Here is a 20,013-nt window from a genome sequence, read left to right on the forward strand (position 1 = left end):
TTCATGATGAATCGAGCGGCCTGCCCCCCGGGGTGGGCCGTTTGCGTATGCGCCGGGTAAGGATGGCCCGGTCCGGGCGTGCGAATTGGACCTTTGGCATTGTAAGATTGTGGGCAATGAAGGGACCATCGCAACCCGCCGCAGTCGAGAGCCGATCGTCTTGAAACCCGTTCCGCGTTCGCCCTGGATCACGCTGCATCGCTACCTTGGCCTTGTGGCCATTCCGCTCCTGCTGCTTGCTGCGGTGACCGGCTGCGTGCTCAGCTTCATGAGGCCCATCGACGCCTGGATCAACGCAGACCTTTTCGCGCAGCCGCTCGCCGCCGCCGCGGGGAAGCCCGCGCCGGACGTGGCTCCACTGGTCGATCGCTTCGCAGCCCGCCACCCGGAATGGGTCGTGCGCGGCTTTCCCCTCGCAGTAGCGGAGACGCGGCGGATCGTGGTCGATGTCGATCGCGCCGCGGGCCTCTCCGGACCGCCGGTGGATCAGGTCTTCCTAGATCGCTTCAGCGCAGAGCCCGCTGGGACCCGGTTCTCGAAAGCCGCTTGGAACAAGCGCGGGGCGATGGAACTGGTCCTGGAACTGCACGCCCATCTCCTGGCCGGCACCTGGGGGCGCTGGATAATGGGAACGGTTGCGGTACTCTGGCTGATCGGGCACGGCATCGGCTTCTACCTGACTTTCCCGCTCAAGCGCCCGTTCTGGAAGGGCTGGAAGCGTAGCTGGAAAGTCAGCTTCCGTTCGATGTTCGCCAAGTTCATGCTCGATTGGCACAAGGCCAGCGCACTCTGGCTCTTCGTCCCGTTGACCGCTCTCGCGCTGACCTCGGTCGCGCTCAATTTCTTCGAAGAAGCCTATGCGCCGATGATCGAGGCAGCTTTCGGCGACGACGATCATGTCGCCCCCGCAGGTGAGGCGAAAGACGCGCCGCTCGACTTTGCCGGGGCCGTTGCTGCCGCGCGCGCCCATGCAGTGCGCGAAGGGATCGACTGGCAGCCCGCCAGTGTCCTCGCAAATCCGGACGAGGGCACGATCGGCGTGACGATGACCGACGACGGCACCGTCAATTACCATCGCCTCGGCCCGATCTACTATTACTTCGACCGCGCCAGCCATGCCGTGGTCGAGACTTACGACCCCTATCACGGCAACCGTTCGCTCGCGGGCTATCGCCTGCTCTACCCGCTGCACAGCGGCCGGGTGGGCGGCAATGTCACGATCCTGCTGATCTTCCTTTCCGGACTGGCGACAGCCGGGCTTTGCGTGACCGGGGTCTATGTCTGGTGGAAGAAGCGCAAGTCGCGTGTCGCTGCCCGGCGGGCTGCGGCCCTGCGCCGCGGCTGACTCGGGGCGATTCCGCTCAGACCAGCAGCGCTAGGATCGAGAGCAGCGCCGCCGTCGTTGCCGCGTTGAGGGCCATGCCGAGGCTGGCCATCGCGCCTGCGGTCGAATCGACCTGGAAGGCCCGCGCCGCGCCGATGCCATGGGCTGCAACGCCGACGGCAAATCCGCGCGCGCGGTAATCGCGGACATTGAGCAGGTTGAGCAGCGGCGTGGCGAACATCGCGCCGATCACGCCCGCGAACAGCACGATCACGGCGGCCAGCGCCGGAACGCCACCCAGTTGCCCGGCTATCGCCATCGCAACCGGCGTGGTCGTCGCGCGCGGGGCGATCGAGGCCAGGATCTCGTTCGGCGCGCCGAAAAGGGAGAGGACCCCCACGGCGCTGACGATGGAAGTGATCGCGCCCGCGCCGAGGGCAAGGGCGATCGGCACGGCCAGCCGGCGGATGCGCGCGCGCTGCGTCCAAATCGGAACTGCGAGGCCGACGACCGCGGGACCGAGCAGGAAGCTGATCGGGAAAGTCGCCTGCTGGTAGGTCTCGTATGGTGTCCCGGTCCACGTCAGCAGTCCGATCAGCACCGGTGTCGACCACAGCACCGGATGCAGCAGCGGGTGCCGGTCGGACCGCTTCGAGACCGTGTCTGCCACTTCGAACACGCCGAGCGTCACGGCGAGCCAGAACAGCGACGTCGTCATCAAGTCGGTCATGCGGCGGTGTCCGCTTCGGTGTCGACCGGCCCGAAACGGCGCAGGGCCCAGCGAAAAACAAGCGCCGTGACCGCCATGGTCAGGAAAGTCGAGATAGCCGTCGCCACGACAAGGCCGACCCCGTCCGCCTTCAGCACATCGCCTTCGTCGATCAGCCCGACCGCGGCGGGAACGAACATGACGGCAAGGTGCGCGGTGAGCCAGCCCGTCACCACCGCCAGCGTCGGACGCTCGCGCGGGACGAGGGCGAGCCATGCGAAGAGCAGGATCATGCCCATTACCGAGCCGGGCAGGGCGAGTCCGGTCAGGCGGTGGACGATCTCGCCAAGAAGCTGGCAGGCGATCAGCAGGAATATCGTGCGCAACATGGCTGGCGGCAGTCCTTCGCGGTTTTCGACCTAGAACAGCGCATTGCGCCGCGTTGCAATGGCCTTTTTGGATACTGCCGAAGTCGCATGTGCAAATGGCGCGATGATCGCCTCCATTGACCGCGGCGCTCTTGCCTGCCAGTGGCGCGCGCCATGACGGCTTACAAATCCGGCGATCCCACGACTCTCAACCGCCTCTATGGCCGCGCCAAGGGCAAGCCCCTGCGCGCCGGTCAACAGGCCCTGGTCGATAACCTGCTGCCGCAGATTGCAGTTCCCGACGAAGGGCCGGTCACCGCCCAGAGCCTGTTCGGGGAAGACTGCCCGCTCCATTTCGAGATCGGCTTCGGTGGCGGCGAGCACATGGCGAATCGCGCCGAGATGCTGCCGAACCACGGTTTCATCGGTGCCGAACCGTTTCTGAACGGCGTCGCCCAGGCGCTTCTGCACGTCAGCGGCGACAACGGTGCGCACCCGCCGATCGCGAACGTGCGTATCCATCATGGCGATGCACTGGAGGTACTCTCGCGCATTCCCGACGGGACGCTGTCCTTCCTTTACCTGCTGCATCCCGATCCCTGGCCCAAGGCCCGCCACGCAAAGCGCCGGATGATGAATGACGGCCCGGTCGATATGTTCGCGGCCAAGCTCAAGCCGGGCGGCGAGTTCCGCTTCGGCACCGATCATGCCGTTTACCTGCGCCATGCCCTGATGGTCATGCAGCGCCATACCGGGCAATTCGAATGGCTTTGCGACAAGCCCGGCGATTTCCAGAAGCGCCCCGGCGGGTGGCCCGAAACCCGCTACGAGACCAAGGCCCGCAACGTTTACGGTCACGAAGTCTGGTACTTCCGCTACCGCCGCAAGTAGGCAGTCCGGCCACCTCACGGCAAGGCACCGCACGAAAAAGGCCCCGAAGGCAATCGCCATCGGGGTCTTTTTTCCGTTCGGCCGAAGCCGACAGCGTCAGCCGACGATGCCGGCCGCCGCCAGCACGGCCGAAGTCAGGACGTCCGGAGCGATGGCGGTCATCGGCACGATCTGGACTGGCAGTTCCATGCCCAGCAGCATCGGGCCCACTGCGGTCGCCCCGCCGATCTCGCGCAGCAGCTTGGCCGAGATGTTGGCCGACTGCAGGCCCGGCATGACCAGCACGTTCGCCGGCGCGGTGAGGCGGCAGAACGGATAGAGGGCCATGATCTTCGGATTGAGCGCGGCATCGGGCGCCATGTCGCCGTCGTACTCGAAGCCGGGCTGTTCCTGGTCGAGGATGTGCACCGCGTCGCGGATCGTGTCGAGCCAGCGGCCCGCGGGATTGCCGAAGGTCGAGTAGCTGAGGAAGGCGACGCGCGGCTCGTGGCCCAGGCGCCGGGCGACCGCCGCGGTTTCCTTGGCGATGACGGCCAGTTCTTCGGCGTTCGGGCGCTCGTTGATGGTCGTGTCGGCCAGGAACAGCGTCTGGTTCTTGCCGACCATCATGTGGATGCCGAAGGGCAGCTTGTCCTCGGCTGTGTCGAGCACGCGGCGCACGTCCTTCATCGACTGGGCGAAGGGCCGGGTCATGCCGGTGATCATCGCATCGCCGATGCCCAGCTTGAGCAGGCAGGCCGAGAAGATGTTGCGGTCGGTATTGACCATGCGCTGCACGTCGCGCTGCAGGAAGCCGCGGCGCTTGAGGCGCTCGTAAAGCATCTCGACCATCGGCGCGACATGCTGCGAGACCATCGAATTTTCGATCTGGTAGCTTTCCGGATCGGAGACGCCGAGTTCGGCCATCTTGTCGAGAACGTGCTGGGTGCGGCCGACCAGGATCGGTTCGCCATAGCCGAAATCGCGATACTGGATCGCGGCGCGCAGCACGACCTCGTTCTCGCCCTCGGCGAAGATCATGCGCTTGGGGTTCGCCTTGACCTGGGCATAGACCTGGCTGAGGACCGAAGTGGTCGGGTTTAGACGGCCCTTCAGTTCCTGGCGATAGGCGTCGAAATCGGCGATGTGGCGGCGCGCAACGCCCGATTCCATTGCTGCCTTCGCGACCGCCGAGGGCACGACTTCCATCAGGCGCGGGTCGAACGGCGCGGGGATGATGTACTCGAGGCCGAACTGCTGCGATTCGCCATAGGCTGCCGCGACTTCCTCGGGCACCTGCTCGCGGGCCAGTTCGGCGATGGCGCGGGCGGCCGCGATCTTCATTTCCTCGTTGATCGCCGTCGCGTGGACGTCGAGCGCGCCGCGGAAGATGAACGGGAAGCCCAGCACGTTGTTGACCTGGTTCGGATAGTCCGAACGGCCGGTCGCGACGATCGCGTCGGGACGTACCGCCTTGACTTCGGGCGGGGTGATTTCCGGGTCCGGGTTGGCCATGGCGAAGATGATCGGCTGATCGGCCATGGTCTTGATCATGTCCTGCGTGACCGCGCCCTTGGCCGACAGGCCAAGGAACACGTCGGCGCCGACGATGGCTTCGGCCAGGGTGCGCTTATCGGTCATGACGGCATGGGCTGACTTGAACTGGTCCACCCGCTCGCGGCCGGGATAGATCACGCCGCGCGTATCGCAGACAAGCACGTTCTCGTGGCGTACGCCCATCGACTTGATCAGCGAAGTGCAGGCCAGCGCCGAAGCGCCGGCGCCGTTCACCACGACCTTGATTTCATCGAGCTTGCGCCCGGTCAGGTGGCAGGCGTTGATCAGGCCGGCAGCGGCGATGATCGCGGTGCCGTGCTGGTCGTCGTGCATGACCGGGATGTTCATGCGCTCGCGCAGCGCTTGCTCGATCACGAAGCACTCGGGCGCCTTGATGTCTTCCAGGTTGATGCCGCCGAAGCTCGGCTCCATCATCGCGATGGCTTCGATAAGCGCTTCGGGATCTTCGCTGTTCAGCTCGATGTCGATGGAGTCGACGTCGGCGAAGCGCTTGAAAAGAACAGCCTTGCCTTCCATCACCGGCTTCGATGCCAGTGCGCCCAGGTTGCCCATGCCCAGGATCGCGGTGCCGTTGGAGATGACGGCAACCAGGTTGCCCTTCGCGGTATAGTCGTAGGCGGTTGCCGGGTCGTCGGCGATGGCCTGCACCGGTACGGCAACACCGGGAGAATAGGCGAGGCTCAGGTCGCGCTGTGTCGCCATCGGTTTCGAGGCGATGATCTCGATCTTACCCGGGCGGATCGTCTGGTGATAGAAGAGCGCCTCGCGCTCGGTGAATTGAACCCTGCTTTTATCCGACAAAGCGCACCTCCAGCTTTCACCCGGACCCCTAACGGATGTTCCCGTCACGCGATAGGGGAAAGCATCGATACCTAAGCTTCACAAGCACCGAAGCGTGGCGCTAACGCTGACGCGCATGACTTCCGGCGCAACCCCGATGATGGCCCAGTACCTCGCCCTGCGGGAAGAAGCGGGCGACTGCCTGCTTTTCTACCGCATGGGAGACTTCTTCGAACTCTTCTTCGAAGATGCCAAGAGGGCATCGCAGATACTCGACATCGCGCTGACCACGCGCGGTGAGCATCAGGGCGCGCCGATCCCGATGTGCGGCGTGCCGGTCCATTCGGCCGAGAGCTACCTTGCCCGCCTGATCAAGGCCGGTTGCCGCGTCGCCATCGCCGAGCAGACCGAGACTCCCGCCCAAGCCAAGAAGCGCGGCGGGTCCAAGGCGCTGGTGGCCCGCGATATCGTCCGCTTCGTCACCGCCGGAACCCTGACCGAGGAAGCCCTGCTCGAACCGCGCCGCGCAAACGTGCTGGCAGCAGCCTGCGACGTGCGCGGCACGGTGGGCATTGCCGCCTGCGACATTTCCACCGGACGGGTGGAACTGGAAGAATGCGCGCCCGAGCGCCTTGGCGCCGCACTGGCGCGGCTGGGCGCGAGCGAACTGGTAGTGCCCGAGGGTTGGGAACTGGCGCCCGACGAGGCTATCGCTCGCTCGGGGCATGAGTTCTCCTCGGAAGGCGGGGAAGAGCGGCTCAAGGTCATCCACGGCGTTGCCACGCTCGACGGCTTCGGCAGCTTCACGCGGCCCATGCTGGCAGCGGCAGGCGGGCTCATCGCCTACCTGGATCATGTCGGGCGCGGTGCGTTGCCGCTTCTGCTGCCGCCCGAGGCGCGCTCGGGCGAAGCCGCGCTGGCGATGGACGAGGCAACGCGGGCGAGCCTGGAGATCCTCGAGTCCTCGCAAGGCGGGCGCAAGGGCAGCCTGATCGATGCCGTCGACCGCTGCGTTACCGGTGCCGGCGCGCGCCAGCTTGCCGATGACCTGTCCGCTCCGCTGACCGACCGCCTTGCCATCGCCGAGCGGCTCGAACTGGTCGAATGGCTGCATGTCGATGCCTTGCTGCGCGAAGACCTGCGCTCCGCCTTGCGAGCGCTGCCCGATGTCGGCCGCGCGCTCGGGCGGGTTGTCGCCGGGCGCGGCAGCCCGCGCGACCTCGGCCAGCTGCGCGACGGTCTGTCCGGCGCCCGCGAGATCGGCGCAAGGCTTGGTGAGCGCGATGCGCTTCCCGGGCTGCTTGAGCGCCTGCTGCCCGACCTTGGCGGCCACGGGGAACTGGTCGACCATTTCGCCCGTGCGCTCGTCGCCTCGCCGCCGACCGAACGCGGGCAGGGCGGCTACATCGCCGAAGGGTATGATGCCGCGCTCGACGAACTGCGTGTCACATCGGGCAATGCCCGGCGAGCGATCGCCGCGCTCGAAGCGAAGTACCGGGACGAAACCGGCGTCGCCGCGCTCAAGATCAAGCACAACAACGTGCTGGGCTACTTCATCGAAGTGCCCTCGCGCCATGCCGACAAGCTGATGGAGGCGGACAGCGGCTTCTCGCACCGCCAGACAATGGCCGGGGCAATGCGCTTCAATGCGCTGGCGCTGCACGAGGAGGCGAGCCGCATCACCGAGGCAGGCGCCCACGCGCTTGCCGCCGAGGAAGCGCATTTCGAGGAACTGGTCGCTGGGGCCGTCACTTCCCGCCACCGGATCGCGAAGACAGCGGCTGCGCTTGCCCGCATCGACGTTGCGGCGGGGCAGGCCGAACGCGCCGCGGAGGGCGGCTGGACCCGCCCGGAAGTGGTCGACGCGACCTGCCTCGAGATCGAGGGCGGCCGCCATCCGGTGGTGGAGGCGGCGCTGGCGGTGCAGGGCGAACGCTTCGTGGCGAACGACTGTCGGCTGGGCACGCACGACCGTCTCTGGCTGATCGGCGGCCCCAACATGGGCGGTAAGTCGACGTTCCTGCGGCAAAACGCGCTGATCGTCCTGCTGGCGCAGGCGGGCGGCTTCGTCCCCGCCGCAGCGGCCCGGATCGGCATGGTCGATCGCCTGTTCAGCCGTGTCGGCGCCTCGGACAACCTCGCGCGCGGGCGTTCGACCTTCATGGTCGAGATGGTCGAGACCGCCGCGATCCTCGCGCAGGCAACCGACCGCAGCTTCGTGATCCTCGATGAGGTCGGGCGCGGGACGTCCACGTACGACGGTCTCGCGCTGGCCTGGGCCGTGGCCGAAGCGGTGCACGAAACCAACCGCTGCCGCTGCCTGTTCGCGACGCACTATCACGAACTCGCGCGGCTGGCGGAGACCTGCGAGGCGCTTTCGCTGCACCATGTCCGGGCGCGCGAATGGAAGGGCGACCTCGTGCTGCTCCATGAACTGGCCGACGGCCCTGCCGACCGCAGCTATGGCCTTGCCGTGGCGCGCCTGGCCGGGGTGCCGCCCAAGGTCATCAGCCGTGCCAAGTCGGTTCTCGAGAAGCTGGAAAAGGGGCGGGCCGAGACCGGCGGGCTGGCGGCGGGCCTTGGCGAACTGCCGCTTTTCGCCGCAGCGCAGGACCACCGCGAGGAGCAGTGCGACGCCCTGCGGGACAAACTGCGCGACATGGACGTGGATGCCATGAGCCCGCGCGATGCGCTGGAGGTGCTCTATGACCTGAAGCGCGAGGCGGGTACCGAAACTTAACCCGGGCGGCCTATGCTGGCGCCATGATGCTCGGGCCGAAAATCTCCACCGTCTTCAAGAGCCGCTGGAACGCATTGTTCTGGGCAGCTGGAATCCTGGCGACCGCTTATTGCACGGTTCCGGCGGCGGATCAGGCGGCGAAAAGCGAAAAGGCCAAGGTCGCTGCCAGCAAGGCCGAACACCGCAATCCCTGGGCCAAGGACACCACTGCGGCGCAGTGAACGGGTGAAGGGGCTCTAGCTGTCGTCGCTGCCGAATTCGGCATCGGCCACGCCTGCACGGCCATAGCGGTTTTCCAGATCGTCCATCGTCTCCTCGCCGCGATAGGCGGACATGTCGATGGTTCCGCTGGTGTCCATCTGCTTCATGTGATCGACGAGGTCGGGGGTATCGGCCGGGTTGAGGCTGTTGGACAGCTTTTCGCTCTGGTCGAGACCGAGCACCGACAGCGAACCGTTCATTGCCTCTGCGGCCACCGACTGCGCCTGGGCTTCGGCGTCGTCCTGTTCGGCATTGATAGTTTCGGGGGCGAGATCGTCAGGGCGTTGGGTCATCGTGAAATCTCCTTCGCTTGGGTAACGGCCGGGGCGCGCGGAGCGTTCCAAGAAAAACGCCCCCGCCTCGGGTGAGGCAGGGGCGCTTTGCCAATGCGTCGCTGGCGTGCGGTCAGCGCGAGGGTACCGGCTTCTCGCCCGAGTAGTCATAGAAGCCCTTGCCGGACTTGCGACCGTACCAGCCTGCCTCGACGTACTTCTGCAGCAGCGGGGCGGGACGGTACTTGGGGTCGCCGGTGGTCGCGTGGAATACCTTCATGATCTCGTAGAGAGTGTCGAGCCCGACGAAGTCGGAAAGGGTAAGCGGGCCCATCGGGTGATTGAGGCCGATCTTGCAGCCTGCATCGATGTCCTCGACCGAGCCCAGTCCCTCGCCCAGAACGAAGATCGCCTCGTTGAGCATCGGGCACAGGATGCGGTTGACGACGAAGCCGGGAGCGTCCCCGGCCAGTACGACCGTCTTGCCCAAGTTCTCGCCGAAGGCCTTCATGCGCTCGGTGGTGTCCTGTGAGGTGGCAAGGCCGGGGATCACTTCGACGAGGCCCATGACCGGGACCGGGTTGAAGAAGTGCAGGCCGCAGAAGCGCGTCGGATCGGGCGACTGGGCAGCCATGCGGGTGATCGGAATGGAACTGGTGTTGGAGGCCATGATCGCGCCGTCCTTCAGCACCTTGCCGGCGGCTTCGAAGATCCTGGCCTTGATGTCCTCGCGCTCGGTTGCGGCCTCGATGATGAGGTCGCAGCCCGACATCGCGGCATAGTCGGCAACCGGGGTGATGCGCGCCAGCAGGGCGTCGGCATCCGCCTGCGTCATCTTCTCCTTGGCGACGAGCCGGGACAGGCCCTTGGCAATGCCTGCCTTGCCCTTCTCGGCATTCTCGAGCGAGATGTCGGTCAGGATGACGTCCATGCCCTTGCTCGCGACGGTCTGGGCGATGCCCGAACCCATGATACCTGCACCGATGATACCGACTGACTGCACCGAAAGTCTCCTCTGATGATCCCAATTCGGCGGTTGCCTAGCGGGATTGTCGCTCAGAAGGAACCTAGTCTTGGGATTAGCCGCGCCTAGCGGTTCTGGCCGGGCACCCAGAGCACGTCGTCGGCGCCGTTGGCGTTCACTGCCCGGGCGAGGACGAAGAGATAGTCGCTCAACCGGTTGATGTAGGCCAGAGCCGCGGGGTTGGCGGGTTCCGCTGCAGCGAGCGCGGCGGCCCGGCGTTCTGCTGACCGGGCGGAGGCACGGGCGATGTGGACCCGCGCTGCGGCTTCGCTGCCGCCGGGCAGGATGAAGCTTTTCAGCGGGGCGATGTGTTCGTTGATGGAGTCGATCTGCCTTTCGAGCCATTCGACCTGCGAAGGCACGATGCGCAGCGTCATCTCGCCGGGGGTGAAGTCGTCACCGGGCGTGGCAAGGTCGGCTCCCAGGTCGAACAGGTCGTTCTGGATTCGGGTGAGAGCCCCGGCATGCGGCGTATCGCCCAGGGCGCACAGGGCAAGGCCGATGGCGCAATTGGCTTCGTCCACCGCGCCGATGGCTTCCATGCGGGCAGCATGCTTGGGTAGCCGCGAGCCGTCGACAAGGCCCGTCGTGCCGTCATCGCCGGTGCGGGTATAGATCCTGTTGAGCCTGACCAAGGTCGTCGAACGGTTCTTAGCGCGCCATCGCCAGCAGCAGGGCGCAGACGAGGACTGCGGCTGCCTGGTACTTGATGCGATTGAACATCATCTTGTTCTGCAACAGCTGGTTGGGCGTCGCTCCGACCGCGTCCGGATCGCGGTTGAGGTCTTCCTTCGTGCTGTTGATGAACGCGACGATGCCGCGCACCAGGCTGACGACGACCATGATCATCAGCACGATGATAATGGGGACAAGAATATAGCTCATGACTCGCTATCTAGGCCTCCGCAGAGCGAAATACCAGTCGGGAACCGGTGGGCGCGCAAGGCATCCGCCAGGGCGCGGCCATCTTCGCCCGCCCGCCTGCGATCGCCCAGCGAGGGTGATCCGCGGCGCTTGGCCAGCTTCCTGCCGCCGGGTTCGACCAGCAGGGCATGGTGGTGCCAGGTCGGAACCGGCAGTTCCAGCAGCGCCTGCAACATTCGGTGAACGTGGCTTGCCGCGAAAAGGTCCGCGCCGCGGGTGACGAGGGTGATGCCGTCCGCAGCATCGTCGAGCGTGGCGGCGAGGTGATAGCTGGCGGGCAGGTCCTTGCGCAGCAGGACGACATCACCGAACCGCTCGGGCTGGGCAATCTGCGCGCCTGCCAGTTCGTCGACCCAGGTGAGCGGGCCTGCCAGTGCGGTGGCCCGGGCTACGTCGAGCCGCCAGGCTGCGCCCTCGGGATCCACCGCGCGGTCGCGGCAGGTGCCGGGATAAATGGGACCGTCAGGTCCGCTGCCGGTTGCGGCGGCTGCAATCTCGGCGCGGGTGCAGCGGCACGGATAGAGCAGGCCCATGCGCTTGAGCGCTTCCCCGGCCTCTATGTAGCGGTCGAGGCGGCGGGACTGGTACACGACCTCGCCGTCCCACGGCAGGCCGAGCCACTCGAGGTCGCGGAAGAACTCGTCGACGAATTCGGGGCGGCTGCGCGCGCCGTCGATGTCCTCGATGCGCAGCAGGAATTGCCCGCCCCTTTCGCGCGCAAGGTCATGGGCGACCACGGCGGCAAAGGCGTGACCAAGGTGCAGCGGGCCGTTGGGGCTGGGGGCAAAGCGTGTGCGGAACATTGCGGGGAATGTCCTAACCGCATTGGCGCGTGCGACAAGGTGCGTTCGCAAGCTGTGGATTGTCGATTATACTGCATCGCACGCAGGCTTGACGGCGACTCGCGCAAATGCTGGATTACCGGCATGCGCTGCCATCAAACCGTAATGACGGCCTGCGACAGGAGGCCATGCTCAAGTCGGAGCTGATCGAGCGCGCGGCCCGTTTCCGCAGCGCGGAGGAAGATCCCTCCCGAAGTCTTTCGGACTGCCCTGCGCTGGTTCTCAATGCGGATTACACACCGCTCTCCTACTACCCCTTAAGCCTCTGGCCCTGGCAGACCGCGATCAAGGCGGTCGTGCTGGAAAGGGTCGATATCGTCAGCAGTTACGACCGCGCGGTGCACAGCCCGAGCTGGACGATGCAGATCCCCTCGGTGATCGCGCTGCGGCAATATGTGAAGCCTTCGGAATTTCCGGCCTTCACCCGCTTCAACCTGTTCCTGCGCGATCGCTTCAGCTGCCAGTACTGCGGCAGCCCGCATAACCTGACCTTCGACCATGTGATCCCGCGCCGCCTGGGCGGCCGGACGAGCTGGGAAAACATCCTCACTGCCTGCGCCCCGTGCAATCTCAAGAAAGGCGGGCGCACGCCCAAGCAGGCGAACATGCCGCCGCTGGTGCCGCCGATCCGGCCGACGAGCTGGCAGTTGCAGGAACGGGGCAAGGGATTCCCGCCCAACTACCTGCACGAGACCTGGCGGGACTGGCTTTACTGGGATATCGAACTGGAAGAATAGTGCCTTGCCCTGCTGGGCGCAGCGTCAGCCCATCTTCTTGAGCAGCCACCCGAAATTGCCGCCGCCCCGCGATACGAGGCCCTGGACGACGAGTTGCTGCGTCGCCTGGGGACGGCCATGGCCGTCGACCCACAGCGAATCCTCGATCGAGACATCGCCGCCGCCGCTGCGGAATTGCCAGTAGCTGCCATCGGGCAGTGCAAGGCCCGCGCCCTGGCCATCGTCGGTGAGGGCGACGTCGATTTCGGGGCCGAGGTGGAAGCGCAGCGCATAGCCGACCTTGCCCCGCTTCCCCTTGCGACCCGAGGGCAGGAGCAGGTCTTCGCCGCGCAGTTCCGTCCCGTCGTCGCGCAGGATGAGGATGCGGCGGTGAGTCAGGCCATAACGCGCGGCATAGCCGTTGTGGCTGGCTTCGAGCCGGGTGGCGTTCGAGCCGTTTTCGTTCTGCAGCGTCTTGCGGTCGATATCGACCTGGCTGACACCCGATCCGATCATGCCGTTGATCAGGATCGCGGTGGAATTGGCATCGTCGATGGTCAGGGTCGAATGCGCCGCCGTCGCGCGCAGGCCCTGTTCGAGGCGGACCGGTACCAGCCCGCCGCCGCTGGCAGCGCCGCCGCAATTGACGATCAGGCGGTGGCCGCCGTGCGACATCTCGAAGGCGAGGGTCGAGGCGCAGCCGTAGCGGGCATGGCTCGGCATCGGCGGAGGCGCGGTGTCGAACAGCAGGATGGTCTTCTGGGCGACGGCGCGCTGGTAGCCCCACTGGCGCACGTCGCGCAAAGGACGGGTCCTCACGCCGCTGGCGGCAACCAGAGCGCTGACGTCATCGCCGTTGATCGCCCAGGCGCCCTGCCAGCTTCCCAGCGAACCGTCGCCATGGGTCAAGGCAAGGAGCGGCGGCACGAGCATTTCGATCACCCGCTCGATCGCGTCTGGCGGATCACGCCGGGTGGCCTGGTAGCAGTTGCGCAGGCGCACCAGCAGCGCGATCGATTCCATCTGTGCCAGCGGACTGCGCGACAGCACGCCGCCGTCGTCGCCCATCAGTTCGCCCAGCGCACGGATCAGGCCGGCTTCGCCGTAGAGGCGCCGCGGACGACCGTCGGGAAGGAGCAGACCGGCGGCGATCACCGCGCACCAGCCGGCCACTTCGGCAAGGCCGTCCTCGGCGTGGTGGACCTGCCGGTCGAGCCAGCGCGCGGTTTCGTTGATGTGGCGCAGGGTGCGCAGGCGCAGGGCCTTCTCGCCGGAAAGGATCAGCGGCGCATGGACCAGCCAGTTCATCAACCGCATGCCGGTGTGGCCGACATTCCATGCAGGCCCCTTGCCGGGCTTGGCCGGCGGTTTGGGGTTGGCCTGGAGCCATGACGTCAGGATCCGCTCGGCTACCGGAACGCCCTGTTCGCGCGGGGCGCAGGCTTCGAGATCGGTCAGCCACGAGAAGCTGTGGACCACCGATTCCAGAGGCGGCGTGACCCGCGCGGCACCATGGAAATCGACCTGCGCGATCGGCGTCTTGGCACCGTGGACCAGGAAATGCCCCGCGCGCAGGGCCGTTCCGGCGATGCGGTTGCCCGGTACGGTGTTGTTCACCGTGGCCAGCAACCGCGTCTTCGATTTCTTGCCCATCGGTGCGGTCAGCATCGTGCCCGGCACGCCAAGGCGATAGGCGAACCGGATCAGGCGTTCGCCTGCCCCCACGGCCGGCGGCGAGAAGTCGACGAGCGCCAGGGCGCGCCCCGGCTCGATCTGCTCGCCGGTCGCCACGGGCGCGTCCTCGCGCAGCTGAGGGGCAGGCGTTTCGTCCACCGTCTTGTTCACGACACCCACTTCGGTTGCTTCAGCCAGTGGAATGGCCCGGTCTTCATCCGGGTTCCAGGTCTGCGAACCGTTGTGCGTGTCCAGTGTCACCGTGTCAGTCCGTATTGTCCGGGGCGAGGCCCTTCAGCGTCCGGATGTTGGACGCATATTTCGTGGGGCCGCCGCGGAAGGTGGCGGAGCCAGCCACCAGCACATCGGCGCCTGCGGAGACGCACAGCGGCGCCGTTTTCGCATCGACCCCGCCATCGACTTCGAGGCGGATGTCGCGACCCGACTTGTCGATCATCTTGCGCACCGCCTCGATCTTGCGAAGCTGGCTGGAGATGAAGCTCTGGCCGCCGAAGCCGGGATTGACGCTCATCACCAGGACGAGGTCGATCTCGTCGATCAGATAGTCGAGCATCTTGGCCGGCGTTGCCGGGTTGAGCGAGATTCCGGCCTTCTTGCCGAGGTTCCTGATCGTCTGCACCGTGCGGTGCACGTGCGGGCCTGCCTCGGGATGGACGGTGATGATGTCCGCGCCGGCATCCGCGAAAGCCTCGAGGTAGCTGTCCACCGGCGAGATCATCAGGTGGACGTCGAAGGTCTTGGCGGTGTGCGGACGCAGCGCCTTCACCACGGCCGGGCCGATGGTGATGTTGGGCACGAAGTGGCCGTCCATCACGTCGACGTGGATCCAGTCGGCACCCGCTTCGTCAATGGCGCGCACTTCCTCGCCCAGGCGCGAATAGTCTGCGGACAGGATCGAGGGCGAGATCAGGGGGGCAGTCATGGGGAAATCGAGGCTCCTTGGCTAACGATGAATAAAGCACCAGATATTGTGCGGACAAGGACGAGGAAGCCCGTTTTCCACACGCGATATTGGGTCAAGGCCCGAATAGGGACAGTTGCCGCGATGCGAAATGGGAACTTCGCTGGCCGGGTCGGATTTTTCTTCGCTATGCGTCCTTGCGCAAAACTGCCGCCTGTCTGGCAGCTTGCGCGACAATTCAGTTCGCATTCACGGCGGTCAGGCCAGATTGGCGCCAAGAATAAGGTGGAGATGACATTGCCTTGCTCTTGCGGCAATACCGCCGCGAATGGAGCGAAATCAGTCCATTACATGGAAGCGGAAATGAACACGACCTTCCCGAAGGGATCGATCGGAATGAAGAAACGACTGACTGCAGTATTCGGCGCTCTCGCCGCGATCGGCCTGGCGACGGCTTCGCCGGCCCTTGCGCAGTACCGCAATGAAATTCGCAACGACATGAGCCATTGTACTGCGGGCTCCGGCCCGGCGGTCATGGTAACCGTCGATGGCGTCAAGGCGTCGCAGGGCAAGCTGCGCATCCAGAGCTACCGGGCCAATTCGTCGGAGTGGCTGGCAAAGGGCAAGTGGCTCTCCCGCATCGAGGTTCCGGCCAAGGCCGGCACGATGACCTTCTGCCTGCCCGTGCCTGACGCGGGCACCTACGGCATTGCCGTGCGCCACGACCTCAACGGCAACGGCAAGACCGACATCATGAGCGACGGCGGCGGCATGTCGAACAACCCGTCGATCAACATCTTCAACCTCGGCAAGCCGAGCTACACCAAGGTCGGCGTTCCCGTCGGCGACACCGTGAAGTCGATCCGGATCGAGATGAAGTACATGTGATCGGCGTGCCTGCGCGGATAGAAACCTTTCAAGGACTTCCTGCCGCGCATGGTGCGACCGGGCGCTTTTCCCGGCTTACTGCGTGATCTTTCGCGATGCCATGATTTCCCGGGCATCGGCGAGGTCGGCAGGCTTGTCGACGTCGACCGCGGCCAGGCCGTCGCGCGCGGCGACTAGCCGGGCCTCGATGCCGACCCGGCGGCCCATTCGGGCGATGGCCGCCGCCAGCGTCAGGCGCCCCAGCGCATAGTTCACCAGCATGCCGATCCCCAGTTTCGCGGCGATCCGCCAGGGACGCTTGCGATCCGCTTCGACCATTTTCCAGGTTCGGATCGCGGCATTGGCGTTGTCGCGGGCGAGCAAGAACAGGTTGCAGCCCGACCACCAGCCATCGGCGAAGCGCAAGTAGGTACGCTTGCTCCCGGGCATGGCGCGCTCGATCGCCTCGCGCCGGGCCAGCAGGATGGCGACGTCGGCATTGCCGGGCGTATCGGCGAGAAAATCGGAAACCCATTCCGCACGCAGCAGCGCATGGTCTGAAGTCGTGACCAGCATCGGCGCGCCCAGCTGCGCAAAACCGGCTTCGACGCTGGCGCTCGGTCCGGCGGCGGCTGGGACGGCCTCACAGCCCAGCTCGGACGCCAGGGCGATTACCTGAGCATCGTTCGTCGCCACGGCCAGGCGCGCGATGCCTGCATCCCGCAGCGCGGAGACGACATGGGCGAGCATCGGCCTGCCGTCGATCTCGACAAGGGCCTTGTGGCTGACGCCTTCGGCGCCGGCTACCGGGTCGGGCACTCCGGGGCGCGATCCGGCAAGAATGAGGGCTGATACAGGGGCTTGGGTGATGCTCACGCGGCTTCTTTGGCGTTGGCGGCTTTTTTCGCACGCCAGACCTGCCAGAGCACGCCGGGTGCTGCAAGCACCGGATGACGCTCGCGCCAGGGCGTAAGGGCGACATGAATGCCGGTGTGCCTCTCGATCTTCCAGGCGGCATAGCGCGCTGCGCCGTCGAAAGTGGTCGAGGCCTTGAGCAGGCGCATGAAGTTGTAGGGCTTGCCCATGCGCCGCCGTTTCTTCCACCAGCCAAGCAGGCGAGCCCGGCGGGCGGCGCTCAGTTCGGGGCGGATGACGCTATCGGCAGCGCGGGCGAAGTCGATCCGTTCGGCCACGAGTGCCAGCGGCAGGAGGCCATCGAAATGGGTGCGGTTGGCAGAGAGGATGGAATCCTCGCGACCGGCTTTCTCGACCCGGAATTCGGCGGCATAAGTCGCGCGGAACAGGGCGCGCCAATAGTCCTCGGGAGTGCCGGTCTCTGGACCCAGGGCAACCGCCAGCCGGGCGGCGGTCCGTGCCGCCAGGGCGATGGCCTCGGCCATGGCCGCGCCGGCAGCTTCATCGCGTTGCCATGCCAGGGCGCTGGGCTGGACGAAGCGGGCCCAGATCGTCGTATCGAGCAATTCGCCCGAAGCCGCGGCGCGAAACGTCTCGAGCGCCATTGTCGCGACCTTGGCGCGTAGCGTGACGCCGGCATGGTCCCATTCGTGATAGCTGACGCGCGGCCAGATCTTCTCCAACTGCGCTCCTGCCGTCAGGACGTAGAAATCGAGCACGCCTTCCAGCGAGCCGGTCCTGAGGTTGGAGCCGTAGAACAGGACGGCCAGTGCGCCGGCCTCTTTTCCAAGGCGTTCGGCGAAGGCGCGCACTTCGGGTTCGACGGGCCGGTTGAGGGCGGCCGTCACGCGTCCAGCGAGATCCTCGCTCATTGCTCAGCGGCTCACGGGACGACGAAGGTGAGCTGCGGGCCTTCGTCGAGGATATAGCGGCCGGCCGGGAAGGCCTCGCCGTCGAGGATGAACGTTCCGCCGAGGTCGATGTCGACGTCGCTGGCGCAGAAACGATGCACGCCCGCGCGCTTGAGAAAACGTCCGTAGAAGCCGAAGAGCATGGCCGGGACCAGCATGATCACCCAGCGTACCGGCCAGTCGACCACGGCCAGCTTCATCCCTGGAGGCACATTGCTGCCGAAGGGCCGCGCGCCGAGAGGAAACTTCTCGAAAGTCGTGGCAAAGGTCATGAGCCGCTCGTCGTCCCTGCCCGGGCCTGTGCGCGGCAGGGCGCGGCCGGTGAAACGGTCGACGAGGCGGGTCGGGGTGCATGCGCGCCACGGGTTGCCGGCGCCGCCGAACAGCGCCTGGATGACGGCCCAGAGGATCGAGATGCCCACGGCGAAGCTGTTGAAGGCGCCGCGGCGATGCGCTTCCTGGCCGGCCTCGGTCGCCAGCGAGAAAGTGCCGGTGCCGAAGATGAAACCCTGGATGCAGCCGCCCGAGCCATCGGCCGGGGAGACGCGCAGCGGCCGACGGGTCACGGTATTGCCGTTCTGCGCTGCAGCAAGCGCTTCGGCGAGCGACCAGTGGTTGGGCAGGCCGAGATCGACGGTCAGCGCGTTGGTCTTGCCTTTCGGCAGGATCATCAGCGTCGGCCAGTCGTTGCCGAAAATGTCGGCGCCGCAGGTCAGTACGTCACGCACGGTACCGTCGCCGCCATCGACCACGAGGTAGTCTATGCCGCGCCGCGCAAATTCCGCGAGCGTGTGGTGGAGATCCTCGCGGGTGCGGGGCGTCTCGGTCAGGATGTTGGAGCAATCGGCCATCTCGGGCGCGATGCCCTTGTTGCGGTGGCTGCGGGGATTCCGGACGATCCCGACAAGCGGGACGGCACGTCCACGGCGGACGCGCGAAGAGGAGCGAGAGTGACCCTCGCTTCCCTGCTTGCCGAAGCTCGGCAGCGATTCAAACTCGTAAATCGATCCGTACACGGGGGCTTATGTAGTGCCACCCGCGCCGAAAATCACTACGAAACATGGTTTGACACAGGAAAGTTACACTTCTGTGGCGCAGGTGCACCGCCGCGTGAGCGTGTGTTGGGCTGGCGACGACGGCGATTGCCAGCCCCGGCGGCCTCGACTACGGCGACATCCCATGGTCGAAAATTCGCAAGTGCTGCCTGTCGTCTCGATCGGCGAAAACCCCGTAAAGCTGTGGGGACTGGACGTTTCCGAACGCGTGGCCCGGATTGCACGGGCTTCCCGGCTCACACCTGCCGACACGGTGCCCGAAGAGGCGGCGATCCTGTCGGCGGCCGCCTTCGCCTGGGACCCGGCATGGATCCGGCACATCGTCACCCAGCCGGGCATGGTGCTTACCCTCGGGGGCGTTCCGGCGCTCGCGCATGCTGCAGATGCGAACCAGACGCGCCGAATCGCCGAGGCCATGGCGGCGGGAGTGCCGCTGGCCGACGCCGCAGGGATGACGGTGGTCGCTTTCGAGACCGGGCCGACGATCGAGAACAAACAGCTTCGCAAGCGCGAAACGCCGTTCTTGCTCCCGCTGCGCAAGGATACCGTCCGCCAGCTGGAGCGTGCCAGCTATTTCGGCGCCTACAAGGGCGTGACCGACCTGCTCACCAAGTACCTCTGGCCGGAATGGGCACTGGTGCTGACCCGCATCTGCGCCAGGCTGCACATCACCCCGAACATGGTGACGTTCGTCGGCGCGGTGTTCTGCGTGGTCGCGACGGTCCTGTTCGCACAGGGCCATTACTGGTCGGGCATGGCGGCCGGCCTGGTGTTCATGGTGCTGGATACCGTGGACGGCAAGCTCGCCCGGTGTACGATCACCTCTTCCTACTGGGGCAATATCTTCGACCACGGCATGGACCTCGTCCATCCGCCGTTCTGGTGGTGGTTCTGGGCCACTGGTCTAGCCAGCTGGGGCCTTGCCTACGACACCGCGACCTTCTGGTGGGTGCAGGGCGCCATCCAGGGCGGTTATGTCGTCCAGCGCCTGATCGAAGGCGTGTTCATGCGCCAGAACGGCATGATGCACATCCACGTGTGGCGCCGCTTCGACAGCCGGTTCCGCCTGATCACCGCGCGCCGCAATCCCAACATGGTGATTCTCTTCGTCGCCATGCTCTTTGCGCGTCCCGACATCGGCCTGATCGCCGTGGCGTGGTGGACGGCGCTGTCCTGCCTGGTCCATGCGATCCGCTTGGTGCAGGCATGGAATGTGCGGTCCAGGGGCGGTACGATCACTTCGTGGCTTTCGGAGGACTGA

The 20,013-nt window shown here is 66.0% G+C and carries 20 protein-coding genes; 7 read left to right on the forward strand and 13 right to left on the reverse strand.

Annotated elements, in window-relative coordinates:
- Window positions 1-160 precede the first annotated feature (160 nt).
- Complete coding sequence (locus tag PP1Y_RS06660; protein WP_232512566.1) at window positions 161-1,345, forward strand: PepSY domain-containing protein; 1,185 nt, start codon at window positions 161-163, stop codon at window positions 1,343-1,345.
- Between the two features lie 16 nt (window positions 1,346-1,361).
- Here PP1Y_RS06660 and PP1Y_RS06665 read toward each other — a convergent pair whose 3' ends face one another.
- Window positions 1,362-2,054: an LrgB family protein gene (locus PP1Y_RS06665; protein WP_013831552.1), complete on the reverse strand. Its 693-nt coding sequence runs from the start codon at window positions 2,052-2,054 to the stop codon at window positions 1,362-1,364.
- Window positions 2,051-2,422, reverse strand: a complete 372-nt coding sequence (locus PP1Y_RS06670) for a CidA/LrgA family protein (protein WP_013831553.1) — start codon at window positions 2,420-2,422, stop codon at window positions 2,051-2,053. The genes PP1Y_RS06665 and PP1Y_RS06670 overlap by 4 nt, the downstream gene beginning before the upstream one ends.
- 153 nt (window positions 2,423-2,575) lie before the next feature.
- On the opposite strand from PP1Y_RS06670, the gene PP1Y_RS06675 reads away from it, so the two are divergent.
- The gene (locus tag PP1Y_RS06675) at window positions 2,576-3,292 is read left to right on the forward strand and encodes a tRNA (guanosine(46)-N(7))-methyltransferase TrmB (protein ID WP_013831554.1); all 717 of its coding nucleotides are present in this window, start codon (window positions 2,576-2,578) and stop codon (window positions 3,290-3,292) included.
- Window positions 3,293-3,388: 96 nt separating this feature from the next.
- Here the strand turns inward: PP1Y_RS06675 and PP1Y_RS06680 are convergent, their stop codons facing one another.
- Window positions 3,389-5,650 (reverse strand): NADP-dependent malic enzyme, encoded by a 2,262-nt coding sequence (locus PP1Y_RS06680; protein WP_041558643.1) that lies wholly within the window; start codon window positions 5,648-5,650, stop codon window positions 3,389-3,391.
- Window positions 5,651-5,765: 115 nt separating this feature from the next.
- Between PP1Y_RS06680 and mutS the strand changes: the two genes are divergently transcribed.
- Entirely contained in the window at window positions 5,766-8,369 is a 2,604-nt protein-coding gene (gene mutS, locus PP1Y_RS06685; protein ID WP_013831556.1) for a DNA mismatch repair protein MutS, read from the forward strand.
- 23 nt (window positions 8,370-8,392) lie between these two features.
- Window positions 8,393-8,590 carry a hypothetical protein gene (locus PP1Y_RS06690; protein ID WP_013831557.1) on the forward strand — a complete coding sequence of 66 codons (198 nt, stop codon included), beginning with the start codon at window positions 8,393-8,395 and terminating at the stop codon, window positions 8,588-8,590.
- Between the two features lie 15 nt (window positions 8,591-8,605).
- Here PP1Y_RS06690 and PP1Y_RS06695 read toward each other — a convergent pair whose 3' ends face one another.
- From PP1Y_RS06695 to gluQRS, 5 genes are all read right to left on the reverse strand, one after another.
- The gene (locus tag PP1Y_RS06695; protein WP_007012722.1) at window positions 8,606-8,923 is read right to left on the reverse strand and encodes a hypothetical protein; all 318 of its coding nucleotides are present in this window, start codon (window positions 8,921-8,923) and stop codon (window positions 8,606-8,608) included.
- Window positions 8,924-9,035: 112 nt separating this feature from the next.
- A complete protein-coding gene (locus PP1Y_RS06700; protein WP_041558644.1) occupies window positions 9,036-9,905 on the reverse strand; it encodes a 3-hydroxyacyl-CoA dehydrogenase family protein in 870 nt (289 codons plus the stop codon).
- A gap of 86 nt (window positions 9,906-9,991) precedes the next feature.
- Window positions 9,992-10,561, reverse strand: coding sequence for a cob(I)yrinic acid a,c-diamide adenosyltransferase (locus PP1Y_RS06705; RefSeq protein WP_013831559.1), 570 nt, complete (start codon window positions 10,559-10,561; stop codon window positions 9,992-9,994).
- Between the two features lie 16 nt (window positions 10,562-10,577).
- Window positions 10,578-10,811, reverse strand: coding sequence for an HIG1 domain-containing protein (locus tag PP1Y_RS06710; protein WP_041558645.1), 234 nt, complete (start codon window positions 10,809-10,811; stop codon window positions 10,578-10,580).
- Window positions 10,808-11,653 carry a tRNA glutamyl-Q(34) synthetase GluQRS gene (gluQRS, locus tag PP1Y_RS06715; protein ID WP_013831561.1) on the reverse strand — a complete coding sequence of 282 codons (846 nt, stop codon included), beginning with the start codon at window positions 11,651-11,653 and terminating at the stop codon, window positions 10,808-10,810. The genes PP1Y_RS06710 and gluQRS overlap by 4 nt, the downstream gene beginning before the upstream one ends.
- A 167-nt stretch (window positions 11,654-11,820) precedes the next feature.
- Between gluQRS and PP1Y_RS06720 the strand changes: the two genes are divergently transcribed.
- Window positions 11,821-12,429: an HNH endonuclease gene (locus PP1Y_RS06720; RefSeq protein WP_013831562.1), complete on the forward strand. Its 609-nt coding sequence runs from the start codon at window positions 11,821-11,823 to the stop codon at window positions 12,427-12,429.
- A gap of 24 nt (window positions 12,430-12,453) precedes the next feature.
- Here PP1Y_RS06720 and PP1Y_RS06725 read toward each other — a convergent pair whose 3' ends face one another.
- On the reverse strand, window positions 12,454-14,343 hold the full coding sequence (locus PP1Y_RS06725) for a heparinase II/III family protein (protein ID WP_013831563.1): 1,890 nt from the start codon (window positions 14,341-14,343) through the stop codon (window positions 12,454-12,456).
- A gap of 4 nt (window positions 14,344-14,347) precedes the next feature.
- On the reverse strand, window positions 14,348-15,025 hold the full coding sequence (gene rpe, locus PP1Y_RS06730) for a ribulose-phosphate 3-epimerase (protein WP_013831564.1): 678 nt from the start codon (window positions 15,023-15,025) through the stop codon (window positions 14,348-14,350).
- Window positions 15,026-15,367: 342 nt separating this feature from the next.
- Between rpe and PP1Y_RS06735 the strand changes: the two genes are divergently transcribed.
- Window positions 15,368-15,892, forward strand: coding sequence for a DUF2141 domain-containing protein (locus PP1Y_RS06735; protein WP_232512568.1), 525 nt, complete (start codon window positions 15,368-15,370; stop codon window positions 15,890-15,892).
- 75 nt (window positions 15,893-15,967) lie between these two features.
- Here PP1Y_RS06735 and PP1Y_RS06740 read toward each other — a convergent pair whose 3' ends face one another.
- From PP1Y_RS06740 to PP1Y_RS06750, 3 genes are read right to left on the reverse strand one after another with little or no spacing between them, the layout of a single operon-like run.
- Complete coding sequence (locus PP1Y_RS06740) at window positions 15,968-16,747, reverse strand: nucleotidyltransferase family protein (protein WP_013831566.1); 780 nt, start codon at window positions 16,745-16,747, stop codon at window positions 15,968-15,970.
- Window positions 16,744-17,658, reverse strand: a complete 915-nt coding sequence (locus tag PP1Y_RS06745; protein WP_013831567.1) for a hypothetical protein — start codon at window positions 17,656-17,658, stop codon at window positions 16,744-16,746. The genes PP1Y_RS06740 and PP1Y_RS06745 overlap by 4 nt, the downstream gene beginning before the upstream one ends.
- An 11-nt stretch (window positions 17,659-17,669) precedes the next feature.
- Window positions 17,670-18,713 (reverse strand): diacylglycerol kinase family protein, encoded by a 1,044-nt coding sequence (locus PP1Y_RS06750; RefSeq protein WP_013831568.1) that lies wholly within the window; start codon window positions 18,711-18,713, stop codon window positions 17,670-17,672.
- A 163-nt stretch (window positions 18,714-18,876) separates the two neighbouring features.
- Here PP1Y_RS06750 and PP1Y_RS06755 point away from each other — a divergent pair, with 163 nt between their 5' ends.
- A complete protein-coding gene (locus tag PP1Y_RS06755) occupies window positions 18,877-20,013 on the forward strand; it encodes a CDP-alcohol phosphatidyltransferase family protein (RefSeq protein WP_013831569.1) in 1,137 nt (378 codons plus the stop codon).

The sequence above is a fragment of the Novosphingobium sp. PP1Y genome (genome assembly GCF_000253255.1).
Taxonomy (GTDB): Bacteria; Pseudomonadota; Alphaproteobacteria; order Sphingomonadales; family Sphingomonadaceae; genus Novosphingobium.